General features: G+C 70.4%; 19 protein-coding genes. 4 read left to right on the plus strand and 15 right to left on the minus strand.

All coding sequences use genetic code 11. The annotated features are described in order from the left end of the window. Positions 1-224 precede the first annotated feature (224 nt). Together EGT67_RS04380 and EGT67_RS04385 are read left to right on the plus strand one after the other, a co-directional pair. Positions 225-1283: a lytic transglycosylase domain-containing protein gene (locus EGT67_RS04380; protein WP_241565890.1), complete on the plus strand. Its 1059-nt coding sequence runs from the start codon at positions 225-227 to the stop codon at positions 1281-1283. 34 nt (positions 1284-1317) lie between these two features. Next, positions 1318-2454 carry an Mrp/NBP35 family ATP-binding protein gene (locus EGT67_RS04385; protein ID WP_127914848.1) on the plus strand — a complete coding sequence of 379 codons (1137 nt, stop codon included), beginning with the start codon at positions 1318-1320 and terminating at the stop codon, positions 2452-2454. 87 nt (positions 2455-2541) lie between these two features. Here the strand turns inward: EGT67_RS04385 and tatB are convergent, their stop codons facing one another. The 4 genes from tatB to sigE all read right to left on the minus strand — a co-directional run bounded on the left by tatB (position 2542) and on the right by sigE (position 5680). Beyond that, a complete protein-coding gene (tatB, locus tag EGT67_RS04390; RefSeq protein ID WP_127914849.1) occupies positions 2542-2934 on the minus strand; it encodes a Sec-independent protein translocase protein TatB in 393 nt (130 codons plus the stop codon). A gap of 82 nt (positions 2935-3016) precedes the next feature. Continuing rightward, the gene (locus tag EGT67_RS04395; RefSeq protein ID WP_127914850.1) at positions 3017-4525 is read right to left on the minus strand and encodes a S1C family serine protease; all 1509 of its coding nucleotides are present in this window, start codon (positions 4523-4525) and stop codon (positions 3017-3019) included. Between the two features lie 103 nt (positions 4526-4628). Then, on the minus strand, positions 4629-4988 hold the full coding sequence (locus EGT67_RS04400; protein ID WP_206612283.1) for an anti-sigma factor: 360 nt from the start codon (positions 4986-4988) through the stop codon (positions 4629-4631). 14 nt (positions 4989-5002) lie between these two features. Further along, positions 5003-5680, minus strand: coding sequence for an RNA polymerase sigma factor SigE (gene sigE / locus EGT67_RS04405; protein ID WP_241565891.1), 678 nt, complete (start codon positions 5678-5680; stop codon positions 5003-5005). 341 nt (positions 5681-6021) lie between these two features. Between sigE and EGT67_RS04410 the strand changes: the two genes are divergently transcribed. Continuing rightward, complete coding sequence (locus tag EGT67_RS04410) at positions 6022-6654, plus strand: O-methyltransferase (RefSeq protein WP_127914852.1); 633 nt, start codon at positions 6022-6024, stop codon at positions 6652-6654. 3 nt (positions 6655-6657) lie between these two features. Here EGT67_RS04410 and glgC read toward each other — a convergent pair whose 3' ends face one another. After that, complete coding sequence (gene glgC, locus EGT67_RS04415; protein WP_127914853.1) at positions 6658-7872, minus strand: glucose-1-phosphate adenylyltransferase; 1215 nt, start codon at positions 7870-7872, stop codon at positions 6658-6660. Positions 7873-7972: 100 nt separating this feature from the next. On the opposite strand from glgC, the gene glgA reads away from it, so the two are divergent. Beyond that, a complete protein-coding gene (glgA, locus tag EGT67_RS04420) occupies positions 7973-9145 on the plus strand; it encodes a glycogen synthase (RefSeq protein ID WP_127914854.1) in 1173 nt (390 codons plus the stop codon). Here glgA and EGT67_RS04425 read toward each other — a convergent pair. The 10 genes from EGT67_RS04425 to dapE form a co-directional block, all read right to left on the minus strand. Continuing rightward, a complete protein-coding gene (locus EGT67_RS04425; RefSeq protein ID WP_127914855.1) occupies positions 9132-10004 on the minus strand; it encodes a putative RNA methyltransferase in 873 nt (290 codons plus the stop codon). The genes glgA and EGT67_RS04425 overlap by 14 nt on opposite strands. A 101-nt stretch (positions 10005-10105) precedes the next feature. Next, positions 10106-10273: a DUF3117 domain-containing protein gene (locus EGT67_RS04430; protein WP_003931055.1), complete on the minus strand. Its 168-nt coding sequence runs from the start codon at positions 10271-10273 to the stop codon at positions 10106-10108. Positions 10274-10426: 153 nt separating this feature from the next. Continuing rightward, entirely contained in the window at positions 10427-11026 is a 600-nt protein-coding gene (locus EGT67_RS04435) for a DNA-3-methyladenine glycosylase I (protein WP_127914857.1), read from the minus strand. Beyond that, positions 11023-11367: a DivIVA domain-containing protein gene (locus EGT67_RS04440; protein ID WP_127914858.1), complete on the minus strand. Its 345-nt coding sequence runs from the start codon at positions 11365-11367 to the stop codon at positions 11023-11025. The genes EGT67_RS04435 and EGT67_RS04440 overlap by 4 nt, the downstream gene beginning before the upstream one ends. Before the next feature lie 45 nt (positions 11368-11412). Further along, on the minus strand, positions 11413-12336 hold the full coding sequence (locus EGT67_RS04445; RefSeq protein WP_127914859.1) for a glucosyl-3-phosphoglycerate synthase: 924 nt from the start codon (positions 12334-12336) through the stop codon (positions 11413-11415). Beyond that, complete coding sequence (gene folP, locus EGT67_RS04450; RefSeq protein ID WP_421958090.1) at positions 12333-13265, minus strand: dihydropteroate synthase; 933 nt, start codon at positions 13263-13265, stop codon at positions 12333-12335. The genes EGT67_RS04445 and folP overlap by 4 nt, the downstream gene beginning before the upstream one ends. 29 nt (positions 13266-13294) lie before the next feature. After that, the gene (locus EGT67_RS04455; RefSeq protein WP_127914860.1) at positions 13295-15076 is read right to left on the minus strand and encodes a long-chain-acyl-CoA synthetase; all 1782 of its coding nucleotides are present in this window, start codon (positions 15074-15076) and stop codon (positions 13295-13297) included. Between the two features lie 78 nt (positions 15077-15154). Beyond that, the gene (locus tag EGT67_RS04460) at positions 15155-15712 is read right to left on the minus strand and encodes an LOG family protein (protein WP_421958091.1); all 558 of its coding nucleotides are present in this window, start codon (positions 15710-15712) and stop codon (positions 15155-15157) included. Continuing rightward, positions 15709-16518, minus strand: a complete 810-nt coding sequence (locus EGT67_RS04465) for an LOG family protein (protein ID WP_127914862.1) — start codon at positions 16516-16518, stop codon at positions 15709-15711. Before EGT67_RS04465 ends, EGT67_RS04460 begins: the two co-directional genes overlap by 4 nt. An 18-nt stretch (positions 16519-16536) precedes the next feature. After that, positions 16537-17634, minus strand: coding sequence for a succinyl-diaminopimelate desuccinylase (gene dapE / locus EGT67_RS04470; protein ID WP_127914863.1), 1098 nt, complete (start codon positions 17632-17634; stop codon positions 16537-16539). Between the last annotated feature and the right edge of the window lie 93 nt (positions 17635-17727).

The following is a 17727-nucleotide window of genomic DNA, read 5'->3' on the forward strand; positions in this document are numbered from 1 at the left end:
GTCGGAAGTAACCCGGACGCTCCGGAGCTTCTCCGCGCCTGCGGCTGTTCCGCGCCCACAACCGGTCACCGATATGTAACGTGTGTCACATCGACCGAGATGTACCGGCTGGAACACTCGGAACGAGATCCGTGACCGCGGATGCAGGTTTCCTGCAAGGAGGGGATTGAAGAGTGCGTGCCCGTGGAACTGTCGGTGTGTCCGCCCTCGTTCTTGCCGGATTCGTGACAGCAGCGTCATCCATGGGTGGCGTGTTCGCGACTCCGGTCCCGGAGTCCGCATCGACGGCCGCAGCCTATGCGCTGGACCCCGGCGCCCCGACCGGCACCGCCGCCCCGGAGGGGCAGGCGGCCCTCGTCCCGACGGTCGGCCTGGTGCCGGCGGCACCGCGCCCCGAACGCCAACTCCGCACGGCCAAGCCCGCAGCCGCCCCGACGCTGCCCGATCCGACCGGGCTGCTGCCGGGGGCCGCCCCGCGGTCGGTGCCGGTCCCCGTCGTCGTCGGCCCGCTCGGGATCCCCGAGATCGTGCTCAACGCCTACCGGTCCGCGGAGCTGGCGATGGCCGGCGCCCAGCCCGGCTGTGGCCTGCCGTGGAACCTGCTCGCCGGCATCGGGAAGATCGAGTCGGGCCACGCCGGTGGCGGACAGACCGACGCGGCGGGCACCACCGTGACACCGATCCTCGGGCCGACACTGAACGGTCACCTGGCCGGCAACGAGATCATCACCGACACCGATCGCGGCCTGCTCGACGGCGACCCGACCCACGACCGCGCCGTCGGGCCGATGCAGTTCATCCCGAGCACGTGGGCGCGGTACGCGACCGACGGGAACGGCGACGGCGTCGCCGACCCGAACAACGTGTTCGACGCCGCCCTCGCGGCCGCGCGCTACCTGTGCGCGGGCGGCCTGGACCTGCGCGATCCCGCCCAGGAGTCGCGCGCCGTGCTCCGCTACAACAACTCGACGTCGTACATGGCGAACGTGCTCGCCTGGTCCACCGCGTACCGCACGGGCGGAACTGCCGCACCCGCGGTGCCGGTCGCCCCGACACCGCCGGAGCGCTCCGCCGACTCCGAGTCGGCGGCCGTCGACGCCGCCGCGCCGGGGCCCTCGGGCACCGCACCCGCCACCCCGACCCCGACGGCACCTCCCGCCGCGCCGGCACCGGCGCCGGCACCCGCCCCGCTGCTGCCGGGCCTGCCGGAGCTGCCGCCGCTGCCGTGCCTCGTCTTCTGCCCTCCGCCCACCCCCGCGCCGGTCGCAGCCCCGACGCCCTGATCGGCCCCCGCACCGCGCCGCATACCATGGGGGCATGGCAGCCCTGACAGAGACCGCCGTCCGCACCGCACTGTCCAAGGTGCAGGACCCCGAGATCCGTAAACCCATCACGGAACTGGGCATGGTCAAGAGCATCGCGATCGGTGACGACGGCAGTGTCGACATCGGCATCTACCTGACCACGGCGGGCTGTCCGCTGCGCACCGAGATCACCCAGCGGGTGACCAAGGCCGTCGCCGACGTCGAAGGCGCCGGCGCCGTCCGCGTCGAGCTCGACGTGATGAACGACGAGCAGCGCACCGAGCTGCGCCGCTCGCTGCGCGGCGACTCCACCGAGCCGGTGATCCCGTTCGCCCAGCCCGGGTCGCTCACCCGCGTGTACGCGGTGGCGTCCGGCAAGGGCGGCGTCGGAAAGTCCAGCGTCACAGTCAACCTCGCCGCCGCAATGGCCGCGAAGGGGCTGTCGGTGGGTGTGCTCGACGCCGACATCTACGGCCACTCGGTGCCCCGCATGCTCGGCACCGACGCCAAGCCCACGCAGGTCGAGCGGATGATCATGCCGCCGCAGTCGCACGACGTGAAGCTGATCTCGATCGCCCAGTTCACGCAGGGCAACACGCCGGTCGTGTGGCGCGGGCCGATGCTGCACCGCGCGCTGCAGCAGTTCCTCGCGGACGTCTTCTGGGGCGATCTGGACGTGCTGCTGCTGGACCTGCCGCCCGGCACTGGTGACGTCGCGATCTCGGTCGCCCAGCTCATCCCGGGCGCCGAGATCCTGGTCGTGACCACCCCGCAGCAGGCCGCCGCCGAGGTCGCCGAGCGGGCCGGCGCGATCGCGCTGCAGACCCGACAGCGCATCGCCGGCGTCGTCGAGAACATGTCGTGGATGGAGCTTCCCGACGGCACCCGCATGGAGGTCTTCGGTGCGGGAGGCGGTCAGGCGGTCGCGGACCGTCTCACCCGCGCCGTGGGTGCGAACGTCCCCCTGCTGGGCCAGATTCCGCTCGAGCAGGCCGTCCGGGAGGGCGGCGACGCCGGCATGCCGATCGTGCTCGGCGCCCCGGACTCCCCCGCCGGCACCGCGCTCCGCGAGATCGCGGACAAGCTGTCGGTCAGGGCGCGCGGCCTGGCCGGCATGTCGCTCGGCATCGACACCGTCCGGCACCTCTGACCCTACGGACCGACAAGGGCCGGATCCGCGGTGCGGATCCGGCCCTTGCTCTTGTCTCGGGATGACGTCGCCCGTCTGGCGCTGGTCTCAGGTCGCGTCGGGGTCGACCGGGGGCCGCTCTCCCGCCGCGAGGGGCTTGGTGGCGGGCTCGGTGGTCGGCGTCGATCCGTTGGTGGCCGGCTTGCTGTCGAAGTTGCCGGTCAGGATCGAGTCGTCGCCGTCGAGCAGGTGCTTGGTGATGACCGCGCGCGGCGACATCCCGCGCAGCTCGTTGAGTTCGGACAGCGGCTTGCGCAGGTCGTCGAACTCCGGCCCCAGCTCGTCCTTGAGCTGCTGGCTGGCGCCGCTCGCGTAGTCGCGGACCTGACGCATGGTCTTGGTCACCCAGCTGACGGCACCCGGGAGCCGCTCGGGTCCGAGGATCACGAGCGCTGCCACGAGGAGCACCATGAACTCGCCCCAGCCGATGTTGCCAAACACCGCTTCAGGGTACGTGGTCGCGGCCGGAACCGCTCGCACGATCTGGAAATATCACATGAATTCTGGCTGTCGATGCGCCCGGTCAGTCCGATGTCGGGGTGACCTGGACATCCACGGTCCGCCCGGAACGAATCAGCTGGACGGGTACCGGCTGACCGACCGTCTGGTCGTGGACGGCGACGACCAGCTCGTCGGCGTTGGCCACGGTCCGGTCGCCGACCTTCACGATCACGTCGCCCTCCGCGATGCCCGCCTGCTCTGCGGGGCTGCCGGCCTGCACGTTCGCGACCTCGGCGCCGCTGGTGGCGTCGTTGATGACGGTGCGGGCGTTCACGCCGATCTCCGGGTGGTGCATCACGCCGTTGCGGATCAGTTCCTGCGCGACCGCGGTGACGTCGTCGATGGGGATCGCGAAACCGAGACCCACCGAACCGCCGCTCTCCGAGCGGATCGCGGAGTTGATGCCGATGACGCGGCCATCCATGTCGATCAGCGGCCCACCGGAGTTGCCGGGGTTGATCGCGGCATCGGTCTGCACCGCGTCGATGACGGCGTCGGTGTCGGTGCCCTCGCCCGACAGCCGCACCGGCCGGTTGAGAGCGCTGACGATTCCGCGGGTCACGGTCTTGTTCAGGCCGAGGGGCGAGCCGACGGCCACGACGTCCTGCCCCACCCGCACATCGGCGGACTTGCCGAGATCGGCGACCGTGAGGTTCTGCGCGTCGGTCTTGAGGACCGCGAGGTCGGTCTTGGTGTCGCGGCCGACGATCTGCGCCGGCACCTTGGTGCCGTCGGAGAAGGTGACCCGGATCGTCGCCGCCCCGGGATCGGCCGCGGCCATCGAGACGACGTGGTTGTTGGTGACGATGTAACCGCCGCCGTCGACGACGACTCCCGAACCGGTCCCGGACTGGTCGCCGTGCGCCACCTGGATCGACACGACCGACGGGAGCACGGCGTCCGCGACCTCGGCGATCCGGCCCTCGGGCGCGTCCTCGTCGCCGCCGGACTGCGAGAGCGTGACGCGCTTGCTGGTGAGGGAACCGCGGTCGGACGTCGCGACGGTCGCGATCAGCCCGCCCACGAGACCGATGGCGAGGGCCATCGCCGCCAGGACCACGAGTGCCTTGCGTTCGACGCGCTCCCCGAACAGCACGTCGCGCACCGTCAGTTTGGGGGCGTCCGGTTGCCGCGGCGGGGTGGCGGCGCCCTGCGCGGGCGGGCCGAGTCGGACGGGGGCGTCGGGGTCACGCCACGGATCGCCGGCGGCCTCGTTGTCGGGGGCGACGGCGACGCCTTCGGGTCCGCGCTGGAGGGAGTCGGGCTCACCGGCGGGTCGACCGAACGCTTCGGCGAGCGCCGCGTCGGGGCGGCCGACCGCGACGGCCGAGTGGCCGGCCGGCGCCGACCGCGGACCGAACGGGCCCGCGACGTCCGAGGGGCGGCCGAAGGCGTGCTGCGCGGCCGCGTCGACGTCCGGGCGGTAGATCGGGCGGGGTGCCAGGCGTGGCCCCTCGGAACGATCGGGCCATGCACCCTGCGCCGGGGTCTCGTCCTGCGCCGCTCCCGGCGTCCTCGAATCGGCCGTCACGCGCGCATGTCCCCCTCGTGTGCGTCAGTCACGCCTGCCAGTATCGCCGATTCGTCCCGCGGCGGGGACACCGATGCGCTCGGCCCGGGCGCGATCCGTGCCGTCAGCGGCGACGACGGAACGGCCAACGCCGGCTGATGTCGTCGCGATCGAACGAGATGATCCCGGTGGCGGAATCGCGCCCGGACGGCGGTTCCGGTTCGGGATGGTGGCACCGCGGAATCTGGCTCAGCTGTCCGAGCAGCGAACTCGGCATCGAGACGTCGGAGGCGGCGCGACGCAGCGCGATCCGCGCCTGCTGCTGCGCGTCGACCTCGGCCGCGCAGTCGGGGCACAGGGACAGGTGCTGAGAGGCGCGGAGGTACGCGTTCATGCGGAGTTCGCCGTCGACGTACGCTGCGATCGCCTCGCTCGCCAGGTGCTCGGTCGAGCCGAACTGACGAGGTCCGCGCGCCTGCGCCATCAAACCCTCCTGCATCAACACCCGCTACCGATCCGATCGGAGTCCACCTTGCCATTCGCGGCGAGGTGCTCACGCAGCGCCTGCCGTCCACGGTGGATCCTGCTGCGCACAGTACCCAGCTTGACCCCCAGTGTGGCACCGATCTCCTCGTACGACAGTCCTTCGATGTCACACAGGACGACGGCGGCGCGGAACTCCGGCGCCAGCGAGTCGAGCGCCGACTGCAGGTCGGGCGCCAGTCGCGCGTCGTGGTAGATCTGCTCGGGGTTCGGCGAGTCGGACGGCACGCGGTCGTAGTCCTCGGGCAGCGCCTCCATGCGGATGCGGTTGCGGCGGCGCACCATGTCGAGGAACAGGTTCGTGGTGATGCGGTGCAGCCAGCCCTCGAACGTGCCGGGCTGGTAGTTCTGCAGCGACCGGAACACCCGGATGAAGGTGTCCTGCGTGAGGTCCTCGGCGTCCTGCGCATTGCCGGACAGCCGGTAGGCGAGGCGGTAGACCCGGTCGCCGTGCTCGCGGACCAGTTCGTCCCACGACGGCATCGCGGACTTGTCACCGGTCGCGTCGAACACCGCGGTACCGGTCGGTTCCGACGTCACATCTTCAACGCCGAATGCGGACACACCTGAATCTGTGCCCGCCGCGACGAGTTCGTCGGCGGTGTGGTGGAGGGTGCGTTCGGCATTGATCATGTGGATGGGTGGATCCTCCTACTCAGGACCGCGGATCACGAGACACCGGATTGTGGAGGTTCAACTCCCGAGAGCGCGGAATTGTTCCCGCCACCGTCCGCAGGGATCGGTCTGCGCGATCTTCACGCCGTGCGGTCTAGTCGTCCGGCGTTGCACCTACCCTGTCGGACGGCGATATGTGCGCACTATGAGCAACCTGAGCGGGGCCTGAGAATTTCGCCGAGGCCGAGCCTCGAGATGTGGACGGGCCGAGCCTCGGCACGGGAGCCGGCCGGGCCTCGACATGAGGCGGCGAGCGAGCCTCGACACCCCGACCGCGCGGCAAGGCTAGCCTCTATTGCGTGCACACGAACGCCGAACGAATTCTCACCCATACCGAGGACTCGATCCTCGAGGACGAGATGCTGACCGCCGCCCGCGACCGGGCGACGGAACTCGGCGCTTCCCCGGTGCCGCCGCCGGTCGGTGCCGCCCTCTCGCTGTTCACCAGGATGCTCGACGCCAAGACGGTGGTCGAGGTCGGAGCGGGTGCCGGTGTCAGCGGCCTGTGGCTGCTGCGCGGCATGCGTGAGGACGGCGTCCTCACCACGATCGACAGCGAGCCCGAGCACCAGCGGGCGGCCAAGCAGGCGTTCCGGTTCGCCGGGGTCGCCCCGTCCCGGACGAGGCTGATCAACGGCCGTGCGCTCGACGTCCTGCCGCGGCTCGCCGATTCGGCCTACGACCTGGTGTTCATCGACAACGCGCCGGCCGACCACCCGCACTTCGTGCGCGAGGGTGTGCGCCTGCTGCGGCCGGGCGGCGTGATCGTGCTCCACAACGCCCTCCTCGGCGGCCGGGTCGCCGATCCCGGTCAGCGTGATGCCACCACGATCGCCGTCCGGGACGCCGCGCGGGCGATCGCCGAGGACGAGCGGCTCACGCGCGTGCTGTTCCCGGTGGGCGACGGCCTGCTGTGCGCCGCGCGGCACTGACGCCTAGATCCAGACGCCCTTCCCGATCGTCACGACGCCGCCGTTGCTGACGGCGAAGCGCTGCCGGTCCCGCTCGAGGTCGACGCCGATGATCTCGCCCTCCCCGACGACGACGTTCTTGTCGAGGATCGCGCGGCGCACCACGGCGCCCTTGCCGACCCGGACGCCCGGCATCAGGACGCTGCCCTCGACGGTGGCGCCGTCCTCGACCATCACGTTGGAACTGAGCACCGAGTTGCGGACCGTCGCCGCGGACAGGATCGAACCCGCCCCGACGACGGATTCCTGGGCGAGCCCGCCCTTGACGAACTTGGCGGGCGCGAGGTTCTCGGCGCCACCGCGGATCGGCCACCGCCGGTTGTAGAGGTTGAACACCGGGTGCACCGACACCAGGTCCATGTGCGCGTCGTAGAACGCGTCGATCGTCCCGACGTCCCGCCAGTACCCGCGATCGCGGTCCGTCGCGCCCGGGACGACGTTGTTCTTGAAGTCGTAGACCGACGCGAGGCCCGCGTCGACGAGCGCCGGAATGATGTCGCCGCCCATGTCGTGGTCGGAGTCGGAGTTCTCGGAGTCGGCGCGGATCGCATCGACGAGAACCTTCGTGGTGAAGACGTAGTTGCCCATCGACGCGAACGTCACATTGGGGTCGTCCGGGGTGCCCGGTGGGTGCGCGGGCTTCTCGAGGAACTGGGTGATCCGGCCCGATTCGTCACTGTCGATGCAGCCGAACGCGAACGCCTCGCTGCGCGGCACCCGGATGCCCGCCACCGTCACCCCGGCACCGGAGTCGATGTGGTGCTGCACCATCTGCTCGGGATCCATGCGGTACACGTGGTCGGCACCGAAGACGACGATGTACTCGGGATCCTCGTCGTAGACCAGGTTGAGCGACTGGAAGATCGCGTCCGCGCTGCCGGTGTACCAGCGCGGACCGAGCCGCTGCTGCGCGGGCACCGGGGTGATGTACTCGCCCGCGAACCCGGACAGCCGCCAGGTCTGCGAGATGTGCCGGTCCAGCGAGTGCGACTTGTACTGGGTGAGCACGCAGATACGCAGGTACCCGGCGTTCACGAGGTTGCTGAGCACGAAGTCGATGAGCCGGTACGCACCGCCGAAGGGGACCGCCGGCTTGGCCCGGTCGGCGGTGAGCGGGTACAGGCGCTTGCCCTCGCCGCCGGCGAGCACGATCCCGAGCACATGGGGCTGACTCCTCACACCAGTCAACCTATCCGGCGGCCCCCGACCGCCGCCACCGTTGCCCGGAACACGTGCGTGGCCGTTGGCCGGAACGGGTTCCGGCGGTTACGTTTACCCGGTGCGGGTCGCGATGATGACGAAGGAGTATCCCCCGGAGATCTACGGAGGCGCGGGCGTCCACGTCACGGAACTCGTGACGCACCTGCGTCGACTGTGCGACGTCGACGTGCACTGCATGGGCGCCCCCCGTGACGGGGCGTTCGTGCACGGTCCCGACCCCGAACTCGCCGGCGCCAATCCCGCCCTCAGCACCCTGTCGGCCGAACTGCGGATGGCGCAGGCGGCGGACGGCGCGGACGTCGCGCACTCGCACACGTGGTACACGGGGCTCGCGGGTCACCTGGCCGGCGCGCTGCACGACATCCCGCACATCGTGACCGCGCACTCGCTCGAGCCGCGGCGGCCGTGGAAGGCAGAACAGCTCGGCGGCGGTTACCGGGTCTCGTCGTGGTCCGAGCGCAACGCGATGGAGCACGCCGACGCCGTCATCGCGGTGAGCGCCGGCATGCGGGCCGACGTCCTCGACACGTATCCGGCGATCGACCCGGCGCGGGTCCACGTGGTGCACAACGGCATCGACTCGGAGGTGTGGCATCCCGGCCCGGCGGCGCCGGGGACGGCGTCGGTGCTGGCCGCGCACGGTGTGGACCCGGGCCGCCCGATCGTCGTGTTCGTCGGTCGGATCACGCGGCAGAAGGGCCTCGGCCACCTCGTCGCCGCCGCGCACGCGTTCGACCCCTCCATCCAGCTCGTCCTGTGCGCGGGCGCCCCGGACACCGCGGAACTCGCGGCCGAGACGGAGACGGCCGTCGCCGGGCTCGCGGCGCGCCGCTCCGGCGTCGTCTGGATCCGGGACATGCTCCCCACCGAGCAGGTGCGCGAGATACTCTCCGCAGCAACCGTGTTCGTCTGCCCGTCCGTGTACGAGCCGTTGGGCATCGTGAATCTGGAGGCGATGGCGTGCGAGACGGCCGTCGTCGCCTCCGACGTCGGCGGCATCCCCGAGGTGGTGCAGGACGGTGTCACCGGTCGGCTGGTGCACTACAACTCGTACGAGACCGAGGCGTTCGAGCACGCGCTCGCGGCCGCGGTGAACGAGATCGCGACCGACGCGGACCGGGCGGCGGCGATGGGCCGGGCGGGCCGGGTGCGCGCGACAGCGGAGTTCTCGTGGGCCCGCATCGCACAGCAGACCCTCGAGGTGTACGCGGACGTGCTCAGCCGGCGGTAGCGGTCCTCCGGTAGGTCGAGACGACGACGGACGCCGTCACGGCGAACGGTTCGGGCAGCGCGGCGATCGCCTCCGCCCGCCGCTCGGCGGTGAGGTGGCGGGCCGACGGCCCCATTCCCACGAGGTTCTCGACGTCCCGGCGCGACAACGGCATCCGGATCTCGACCGGGGTCCGGTGGATCCGGTCGAACCGCCCCGCCACCGTCTCACCGAGCCGCTCGACCTTGCGGTCGTCGACCCGGACCATGCCGAGCAGGTCCACCAGCTCCGCGAGGTGCCGGTCCGTCGGAGTGAGGACGACGAGGGTGCCGTGATCGGCGAGCACACGGTCGATCTCGGCGGCGTTGCGCGGCGCGAAGACCGACAGGACGTGGGTGAGCACGTGGTCGCGGACGGGCAGCGCCCGCCAGACGTCGGCGACGACCGCCGCGGCCCGTGGATGGGCCCGAGCCAGTCGCCGTGCGGCGGGCTTGGACACGTCCAGGCCGATGCCCTGCGCCTCCGGGATCGCGTCGAGCACCCGGGCGAGATAGTGCCCGGTGCCGGCCCCGATCTCGAGGATGCGTGGCCCGGTCGAGCCGTCCGGCTCCCCGACGGTCTCCGCGACGGCGTCGGCCACGGCGTCCATCAGGGCGTCGAAGTGACCCGAGCCGAGGAATTCACTGCGCGCCGCGATCATCTCGGGGCTGTCGCCGGTGAACTTGGTCGCGGCGCCGGTCAGCAGCGTGACGTAGCCCTGACGGGCGACGTCGAAGCTGTGGCCACGCAGACACACCAACGCGCGGCCGGAGTCTTCCTCGAGGTCGAGCTCGTCACCGCATTGTGGGCACGCGAGAAGTGCGCACACATCCGCCAGCACCTGTACCGCCGTGCCCTTTCCGGAAGATCCTTCGTGACCCGCAGGCGCCGGCCGGGTCGACTGATCGACCCGGCCGGAAACAGCGAAGAGGGTGGGCCCTCTCAGCTGGTGACACCCTTGAGTTCGTCCCCGAGTGCCGCAGCTTCCTCCGGGGTGAGTTCGACGACCAGACGTCCTCCGCCCTCGAGCGGAACCCTCATGACGATTCCTCGTCCCTCTTTGGTTGCCTCGAGGGGACCGTCCCCGGTCCGGGGCTTCATGGCCGCCATCCTCTGCTCCCTCCACATCTGCGCCGGATTTCGCTAGCGCCTCGGGTTACCGTGGGTGCCCCGCCAGCACTTAGCGAGGCTCTGTACTCCATTCTTCCCTATCGAGCGGGTTGCCGGGTAGCTGAGGCAGGAAACCGCTCGAATCAGACAGCTCTAGCCGTGCGCTTCGACCCAGCAGGAGGCGAGATGGTCGTCGACCATCCCGGTGGCCTGCATCAGTGCATATGCCGTGGTCGGACCCACGAACCGGAAGCCGCGACGCTTCAGTTCGGCGGCCATCGCGGTCGACTCCGAGGTCACTGCGGGCACGTCCTCGACTCGTTCGTACCGCCGCGCGCGCCGCGGCGGTGCGAACGACCACAGCAACGTGTCCAGGTCGGTGTCGCCCAGGTCGAGGACCGCGCGCGCATTCGAGACGACGGCCTCGATCTTCGCCCGGTTGCGGACGATGCGGGCGTCGCCCAGCAGTCGTGCGACGTCGTCCTCGGTGAAGGCCGCCACGACCTCGGCATCGAAACCGGCGAACGCCTCCCGGAACGCTTCTCGCTTGCGCAGGATCGTGATCCACGACAGCCCGGACTGGAACGCCTCGAGCGCCAGCCTCTCGAACAGTTCGTCGCGGCCGTGCAGCGGCTGCCCCCACTCGAAATCGTGATAGTCGCTGTAGATCCGGGAGTCTCCGGTGTCGACCGCCCACGGACAACGAGTCCGGCCGTCCGACAGCGAAACGTCCTCCCCCGCAATCGCACTCATTGCCCTGCCTCCGCCTCGTCGGGCCCGTCCGCGCCGTCGCGACCATCGGCTGCCCCCACCTCGGCACGGTCCGCCAATTGCGCTCTCAGTGAATCGATCTCCCGACCGAGACGGTCGAGCGCCCAGTCCACCTCGCTGGCCTTGTAGCCGCGCAGCGCCTGCTGGAACCGCAGCGCGCGCACGTCGGCACCGGCGACCCCCTCGGCGGGCAGCACCGTCGCGGTGGTGCCCGCGGGCAGCGGCGGCAGTTCCTCGGAACGACCGAAGACCATGCTCGCGGCGAGGTAGAGCAGACCACCGACCAGCGCCATGATCACCAGGTACAGCAGGACCGTCAGCATGCCCCGATACTGTCACGAACCGCCGACACACACCCCGGGGCGGGGTCAGGGACAGATCGTGTTCATCGGCGGGCGATCCGCCAGCGAGACGTCGGTCCGCGCCGGGACGAACGAGTCGCCGTCGGAGACGAACTGGGTCAGGCCGGAACCGCTGTCCTCGACGCCGCATCGGCGCAGCATCGTGCCGATGATCTGCCGGCTCATCACGCCGAGGTCGGACAGCGGCCGGTTGCGGTGCTTTCGCACCCCCAGGTTGACCTGCCCGATGGCTGCGAGCCCCAGACGGTCGTACGTGTCGAGGAGCAGGCCGATCTCGACACCGTAGCCCGGCGCGAACGGCACCGCCGACAGCAGCTCCCGGGTCCCGGCGTACTCGCCGCCGAGCGGCTGCAGCACGCACGTCAGCTCGGGGCGCAGCGCCGCGAGCATGGGCCGCGCGACCAGTTCGGTGACCCGACCGCCGCCGTTGGCGTCCTCGGTGCCGCTCACCCGGAGCGGACGCCGGTAGTAGCCCTTGACCAGGTGGATCCCGTCCACCGTGAGCAGCGGGCCCAGAAGCTTGGGGACGAACGCCGGATCGGGGTCGACCAGGTCGGAGTCGACGAAGGCGATCAGGTCGCCCGTGCTCGCGGCAATCGAACGCCACAGCACCTCGCCCTTGCCCGGCACAGGCGGCAGGCCCGGGACCGCGGCCTCACGGCTGATGACCGTCGCCCCGGCGGCGGCGGCCCGCTCGGCCGTCGCGTCGCACGACCCCGAGTCGAGGACGATCAGCTCGTCGACCAGTCCGCCCAGGAGCGGATGGATGGTGTCGACGACGCCCGCGACGGTCTTCTCCTCGTTGAGCGCCGGCAACACGACCGACACCGTGCGCCCCGCCTTGGCTCGCTCGAGTTCAGCGATGCTCCAGCACGGGTGATCCCAACTGTTGGCGTCCGTCCAAGTGCGTGACGCTTCGGTGATGCTCATGCCAACCCCCGTACGGTGCGGACGGGCTGCCGGGTACCCATGATCGCGGCGACCATGTCGACCACACGCCGGGTCGAGGCAACCTCGTGGACGCGGAACACTCGAGCACCACCGGCGGCCGCCAGCGCGGTCGCCGCGAGCGTGCCCTCCAACCTCTCGGCCAGTTCCACACCCAAAGTCTCCCCGACGAAGTCCTTGTTGCTCAGCGCCATCAGCACGGGCCATCCGGTCTTAACGAGATCTTCCACGCGCCGCAACAATTCGAGCCCGTGAAAGGTGTTCTTTCCGAAATCGTGGGTGGGGTCGATCAGGATCGAGTCCGGCTTCACGCCCAGTCGGGCCGCGTGCTCGGCGGCCCGCACCACCTCGTCGACGACGTCGGCGACGACGTCGGTGTAGCGGACCCGGTGCGGCCGGGTGCGCGGCACGGCGCCCCCGGTGTGCGAGCACACGATTCCCGCACCCAGTTCGGCGGCGACCTCCACCAGGTGGGGGTCGGCGCCCGCCCACGTGTCGTTGATCAGATCCGCGCCCTCGGCGCACGCCAGGCGGGCCACCTCGCTGCGCCACGTGTCGACGCTGATGATCACGTCCGAGTGGCGTGCCCGGATGGCCTCGACGAAGGGGACCACGCGGCGGATCTCCTCGGCGCTGTCGACCACGGCGCCCGGGCCGGCCTTGACCCCGCCGATGTCGACCAGGTCGGCACCCTCGGTGACGGCACGATCGACCGCCGCCATGGCCGCCTCGTCGGTGAACGTGGCACCGCGGTCGTAGAACGAGTCCGGGGTGCGGTTGACGATCGCCATCACGAGTGCACGGTCGGTCGCGACCGGCCTGCCGCAGAGCGTGGGCAGGACACGGCCGGGGGCCGAGGAGTCGGCGGACGCGTCGGCTGACACGTCAGCGGGGGCGGGGCGGGGTGCCATGCCCCCATAGTCGCATGACGGGGATCGCACTACCCCCTTGGAGCATTCCCCTCGGCGACGTGACGCACGTAGTCGTCGTAGGCGGGCACATAGCCGTCGGCCCGGCCGTCCAACACGTACAACCGGTCGACGCCCGGCGAGTACCCCTCCTCGCGCAGTCCTACCTTGCGGCTCTTGAACGTCGACGTCGTCTCGAGCGAGTCGACCACCCGCACGAACAGGGGAATCGCGTACCCGGGCAGACGGTCGAACAGTTCCTTCGCGAGCAGCGCTCCGTCGAACTCGTGCCCGGGGTGCACCGTCACCGCCGCCATGCCGGCCTTGCCGTCGGTTCCGGGCACCGCGACGCCGTACACGACGGACTCGTCGATCGCGGGATGCGCCGACAGCGCACCCTCGACCTCGGTCGTGGCGACGTTCTCACCCTTCCACCGGAACGTGTCCCCCAGTCGGTCGACGAACGCGACGTGCATGAACCCCTGGCTGCGCACGAGGTCCCCGGTGTCGAACCAGCAGTCGCCGTCCGTGAAACCGTCTCGGACGAGCTTCTTCTCGCTGGCGTCGGGATCGGTGTACCCGTCGAAGGGCGCCCGGTCGGTGACCTTCGACAGCAGCAGCCCCACCTCGCCGGTGCCGACCCGGCGCAGGCGTCCGGTCGAATCCCGCCGGGCGCGGCCGGTCTCGGGATCGAACTCGACGACGGCGTACGGCAGCGGGCAGATCCCGGCGGTGCGTTCGACACCGAGCGCGTTGACGAAGGCGATGTTGCATTCGCTCGCACCGTAGAACTCGGCGACCCGGTCGATACCGAATCGTTCGGTGAACTCGGTCCAGATCTCCGGGCGCAGCCCGTTTCCGACTACGAGGCGGATGTCGTTGTCGCGGTCGGTCGGCTTGGGTGGCTGGTTGAGCAGGTACCGGCACACCTCGCCGATGTAGACGAAGGCGGTGGCGCCGTTGACCTTCGCGTCGTCCCAGAACCGGGATGCGGAGAAGGTGCGCCCGATCGCGAAGGTGGCACCCGACGACAGTACCGACGACAGCGACACCGTGAGCGCGTTGTTGTGGTAGAGCGGCAGTGCGCAGTAGAGAGTGTCGCTGCGGCGCAGGCGAACTCCCATGGCGCCGAGACCGGACATGCTCTTGAGCCAGCGGAAGTGACTCATCAGGCTCGCCTTGGGCAGCCCGGTCGTGCCCGACGTGAAGATGTAGAACGCCCGATCCTTGCCCTGGACACGCTCGCACACAGGGGGGTTCGACGAATCCGCGGTCTCGGCGGCCGCCTCGAGTTCGGCGTCCCAGAGCACCGTCCCGGCCTGCGGATCGCCGTCGAGCGACGCGATCGCCTCGTCGCATTCCTCCCCCACGACGAGGACCCGACTGTCCAGCAGCGACAGGCTGTGCGCCAGAACGTCGCCCCGCTGATTGTGGTTCAGCATCCCCGCGACGGCACCGAGTTTGACCGCCGCGAGCGTCACCAGCAGCGTCTCGGGCCGGTTCTTCATGAGGATCCCGACGACGTCGCCGTGCCGCACACCGCGCCGCGCGAGAACGTCGGCGTAGCGGTTCACCCGGACGTTGGCCTCGCCGTAGGTGAGGGGCACACCCTCGAACCGGATGAACGGGTGGTGCGGTTGCCGCCGAGCCAGGTCCTGGAACACCCGGCCGATGGAGAGTCGGGTATCCGGCTTGCGCGTCAGGCCCAGCACCCCGCGTGCCAGGCTGGGAAGTTCGGTGGCCATCCGCGGGAGTTGCAGCGCCAGCTGCACGAGACCGATCGTCGGGGCGGTGGCATCGGAACTCATCGGCATCCTTCGCGGGAGGGGGCGGTTCTTACTTCACAGTAACCTTTGCGCCCCGCCCCCGGAACCCCTCGACGGGAACCACTTTCACCTCGTGCAGGCGTCCAGTGCGTCCTCGACATCGCCCGTGACGATCAGGCCGTCGAGTGCCCGCTGAGCCACGAAGCCCTGCTCCTTCAGCCCCTCGAGCCAGTCCAGCAGCGCCCGGAAGTGGTCCACCGGGTCGAGCATCACCACCGGCTTCTCGTGCATCCCGAGGTATCCCGCCGTCCACGTCTCGAACAGCTCCTCCAGCGTGCCGATGCCACCGGGGAGGGTGATGAAGGCGTCGGCCCGGTCCTCCATGATCCGCTTGCGTTCGCGCATCGTGTCGGTGACGATCAGCTCGTCCGCGTCGACGTCGGCAACCTCCTTGTGCACCAGCGCTTTCGGAATGACGCCGATGGTCCACGCACCGGCCGCGCGGGCGGCCTCCGCGACGGCACCCATCATCGAGACGTTGCCACCGCCGGAGACCAGTTGCCATCCTCGGCGACCGATCGCGGCACCCACCTCGGACGCCAGCGCCAGGAATCGCGCGTCCACCGGACCCGACGCGCAGTACACGCAGACGGCGAACTTCTCGCCGGACCGCTCGTCGCTCACCACTCGTCCTCGTCCCCGAGAAGGGCCGCCTCGTCGACGCCCTGCTGAGACTCGACGACGATGCGCACCACCTCGTCGATGCTGTCGGTGACGTGGATCAGATCGATGTCACCGGGCGAGATCTTCCCGGACGGCTCGATCACGGCGCGCAGCCAGTCCACGAGGCCGGACCAGAATTCGGTGCCGACCAGAATGATCGGGAACCGGGTGATCTTGCGCGTCTGGACCAAGGTGAGCGCCTCGAACAGCTCGTCGAGGGTGCCGAACCCGCCCGGCAGGCAGATGAACGCCTGCGAGTACTTCACGAACATCGTCTTGCGGGCGAAGAAGTACCGGAAGTTGATGCCGAGATCGACCCAGTCGTTGAGACGCTGCTCGAACGGCAACTCGATGCCGAGCCCGATCGAGTAGCCCCCGCTCTCGCTGGCACCGCGGTTCGCGGCCTCCATCACGCCGGGGCCGCCACCGGTGATGACCGCGAACCCGGCCTGCACGAGGGCGGCGCCGAGCGCGCGGGCCGTTCCGTATTCTTCCGAGTCCTCGGCGGTGCGGGCGGAGCCGAACACCGTCACCGCGCGCGGCACCTCGGCGAGCGCGCCGAACCCCTCGACGAACTCGCTCTGGATGCGCAGCACCCGCCACGGGTCGGTGTGAACCCAGTCGGTGGGGCCACGCTGGTCGAGCAGCCGCCGGTCGGATGTCGTGGCCTCGGCCTTGCGGTCGCGCCGCAGCATGATCGGGCCGCGATGCTTCACCGAGGCGGTGCCTCGCCGGGCCGCCTCCCCGGTCTTCCTCTCAGGTGCCATGCGGCCAAGGCTAGGCGTTCACGCGCTCAGGTAGCCACGCAGCACACGGGCCACGTCGGTGATTTGGTGGACCGGGACGTGCTCGTCCCGCTTGTGCGCCAGATTCGGGTCGCCCGGGCCGTAGTTGACCGCAGGAATCCCCAGTGCCGAGAAACGCGAGACGTCCGTCCATCCGTATTTGGCGCGGTACTGCCCGCCGGCCGCCTCGATCAGTGCCGCGGCCGCGGGATGCGACAGGCCCGGCAGCGCGCCCGCCGAGCTGTCGGTGACATCGAACCCCAGCTCGAGGCCGCCGAGGGCCGACGGATCGAAGATCTCTCGCACGTGGTCGACGGCCTGCTCGACGCTGCGGTCGGGCGCGAACCGGAAGTTGACGTCCATTTCCGCGGCGTCGGGGACGACGTTGCCGGCGACCCCGCCGGCGATCCGCACCGCTGACAGGCCCTCCCGGTAGACGCAGCCGTCGATGTCCACCGACCGGGCCTCGTACGACGACAACCGCTCGAGCACGGGGGCGAACTTGTGGATCGCGTTGTCGCCCAGCCACGACCGCGCCGAGTGCGCGCGTGTGCCCGACGCCGTCAGTCGCACCCGCAGCGTGCCCTGGCAGCCGGCCTCGATCAGGCCGCCGGTCGGCTCGCCGAGGATCGCGACGTCGGCGCGCAGCCACTCCGGCAGTTCGCGCTCGATCCGGCCGAGTCCGTTGTACTGCGCGGCGATCTCCTCGCAGTCGTAGAACACCAGCGTCAGGTCGTGGGCGAGGTCCGAGACGGTCGCCGCCAGGTGCAGGAACACCGCGTCGCCCGACTTCATGTCTACGGTTCCGCAGCCGTGCAGCAGGTCGCCGCGCTCGTCGGACGTCCGGCGACTGGGCACGTTGTCGGCGATCGGGACCGTGTCGAGGTGGCCGGCGAGCATGACGCGGCTGGGCAGCCCGCGGTCGGTGCGGGCGAGCACCGCGTTGCCGCTGCGGATCACCTCGAACCCCGAGGTCTGTTCCCGCAGCGCGGCCTCGACGGCGTCGGCGATGACCGCCTCGTCCTGCGACACACTCGGAATGTCCACCAGGGCGGCGGTGAGATCGATGGGGTCGGCGTGCAGATCGAGAAGGCTCACCGTTCCAGACTAGGGCCCGCCGGACCGCGCTACCCGACCGGTCGGAACGCGTGGGCCGGATCGTGATCGGCTCACCACGTCCGGAACGCGTCC

Source organism: Prescottella agglutinans, from assembly GCF_004011865.1.
Taxonomy (GTDB): Bacteria; Actinomycetota; Actinomycetes; order Mycobacteriales; family Mycobacteriaceae; genus Prescottella; species Prescottella agglutinans.

Bases quoted from the DNA above. Each gene is read 5' to 3' on its own strand.
- EGT67_RS04385 (WP_127914848.1), top strand. From the start codon at position 1,318: ATGGCAGCCCTGACAGAGACCGCCGTCCGCACCGCACTGTCCAAGGTG.
- EGT67_RS04400 (WP_206612283.1), bottom strand. From the start codon at position 4,988: ATGGCGCAGGCGCGCGGACCTCGTCAGTTCGGCTCGACCGAGCACCTG.
- sigE (WP_241565891.1), bottom strand. From the start codon at position 5,680: ATGATCAATGCCGAACGCACCCTCCACCACACCGCCGACGAACTCGTC.
- EGT67_RS04430 (WP_003931055.1), bottom strand. From the start codon at position 10,273: ATGGCGGCCATGAAGCCCCGGACCGGGGACGGTCCCCTCGAGGCAACC.
- EGT67_RS04435 (WP_127914857.1), bottom strand. From the start codon at position 11,026: ATGAGTGCGATTGCGGGGGAGGACGTTTCGCTGTCGGACGGCCGGACT.
- EGT67_RS04440 (WP_127914858.1), bottom strand. From the start codon at position 11,367: ATGCTGACGGTCCTGCTGTACCTGGTGATCATGGCGCTGGTCGGTGGT.
- EGT67_RS04445 (WP_127914859.1), bottom strand. From the start codon at position 12,336: ATGAGCATCACCGAAGCGTCACGCACTTGGACGGACGCCAACAGTTGG.
- folP (WP_421958090.1), bottom strand. From the start codon at position 13,265: ATGGCACCCCGCCCCGCCCCCGCTGACGTGTCAGCCGACGCGTCCGCC.
- EGT67_RS04455 (WP_127914860.1), bottom strand. From the start codon at position 15,076: ATGCCGATGAGTTCCGATGCCACCGCCCCGACGATCGGTCTCGTGCAG.
- EGT67_RS04465 (WP_127914862.1), bottom strand. From the start codon at position 16,518: ATGGCACCTGAGAGGAAGACCGGGGAGGCGGCCCGGCGAGGCACCGCC.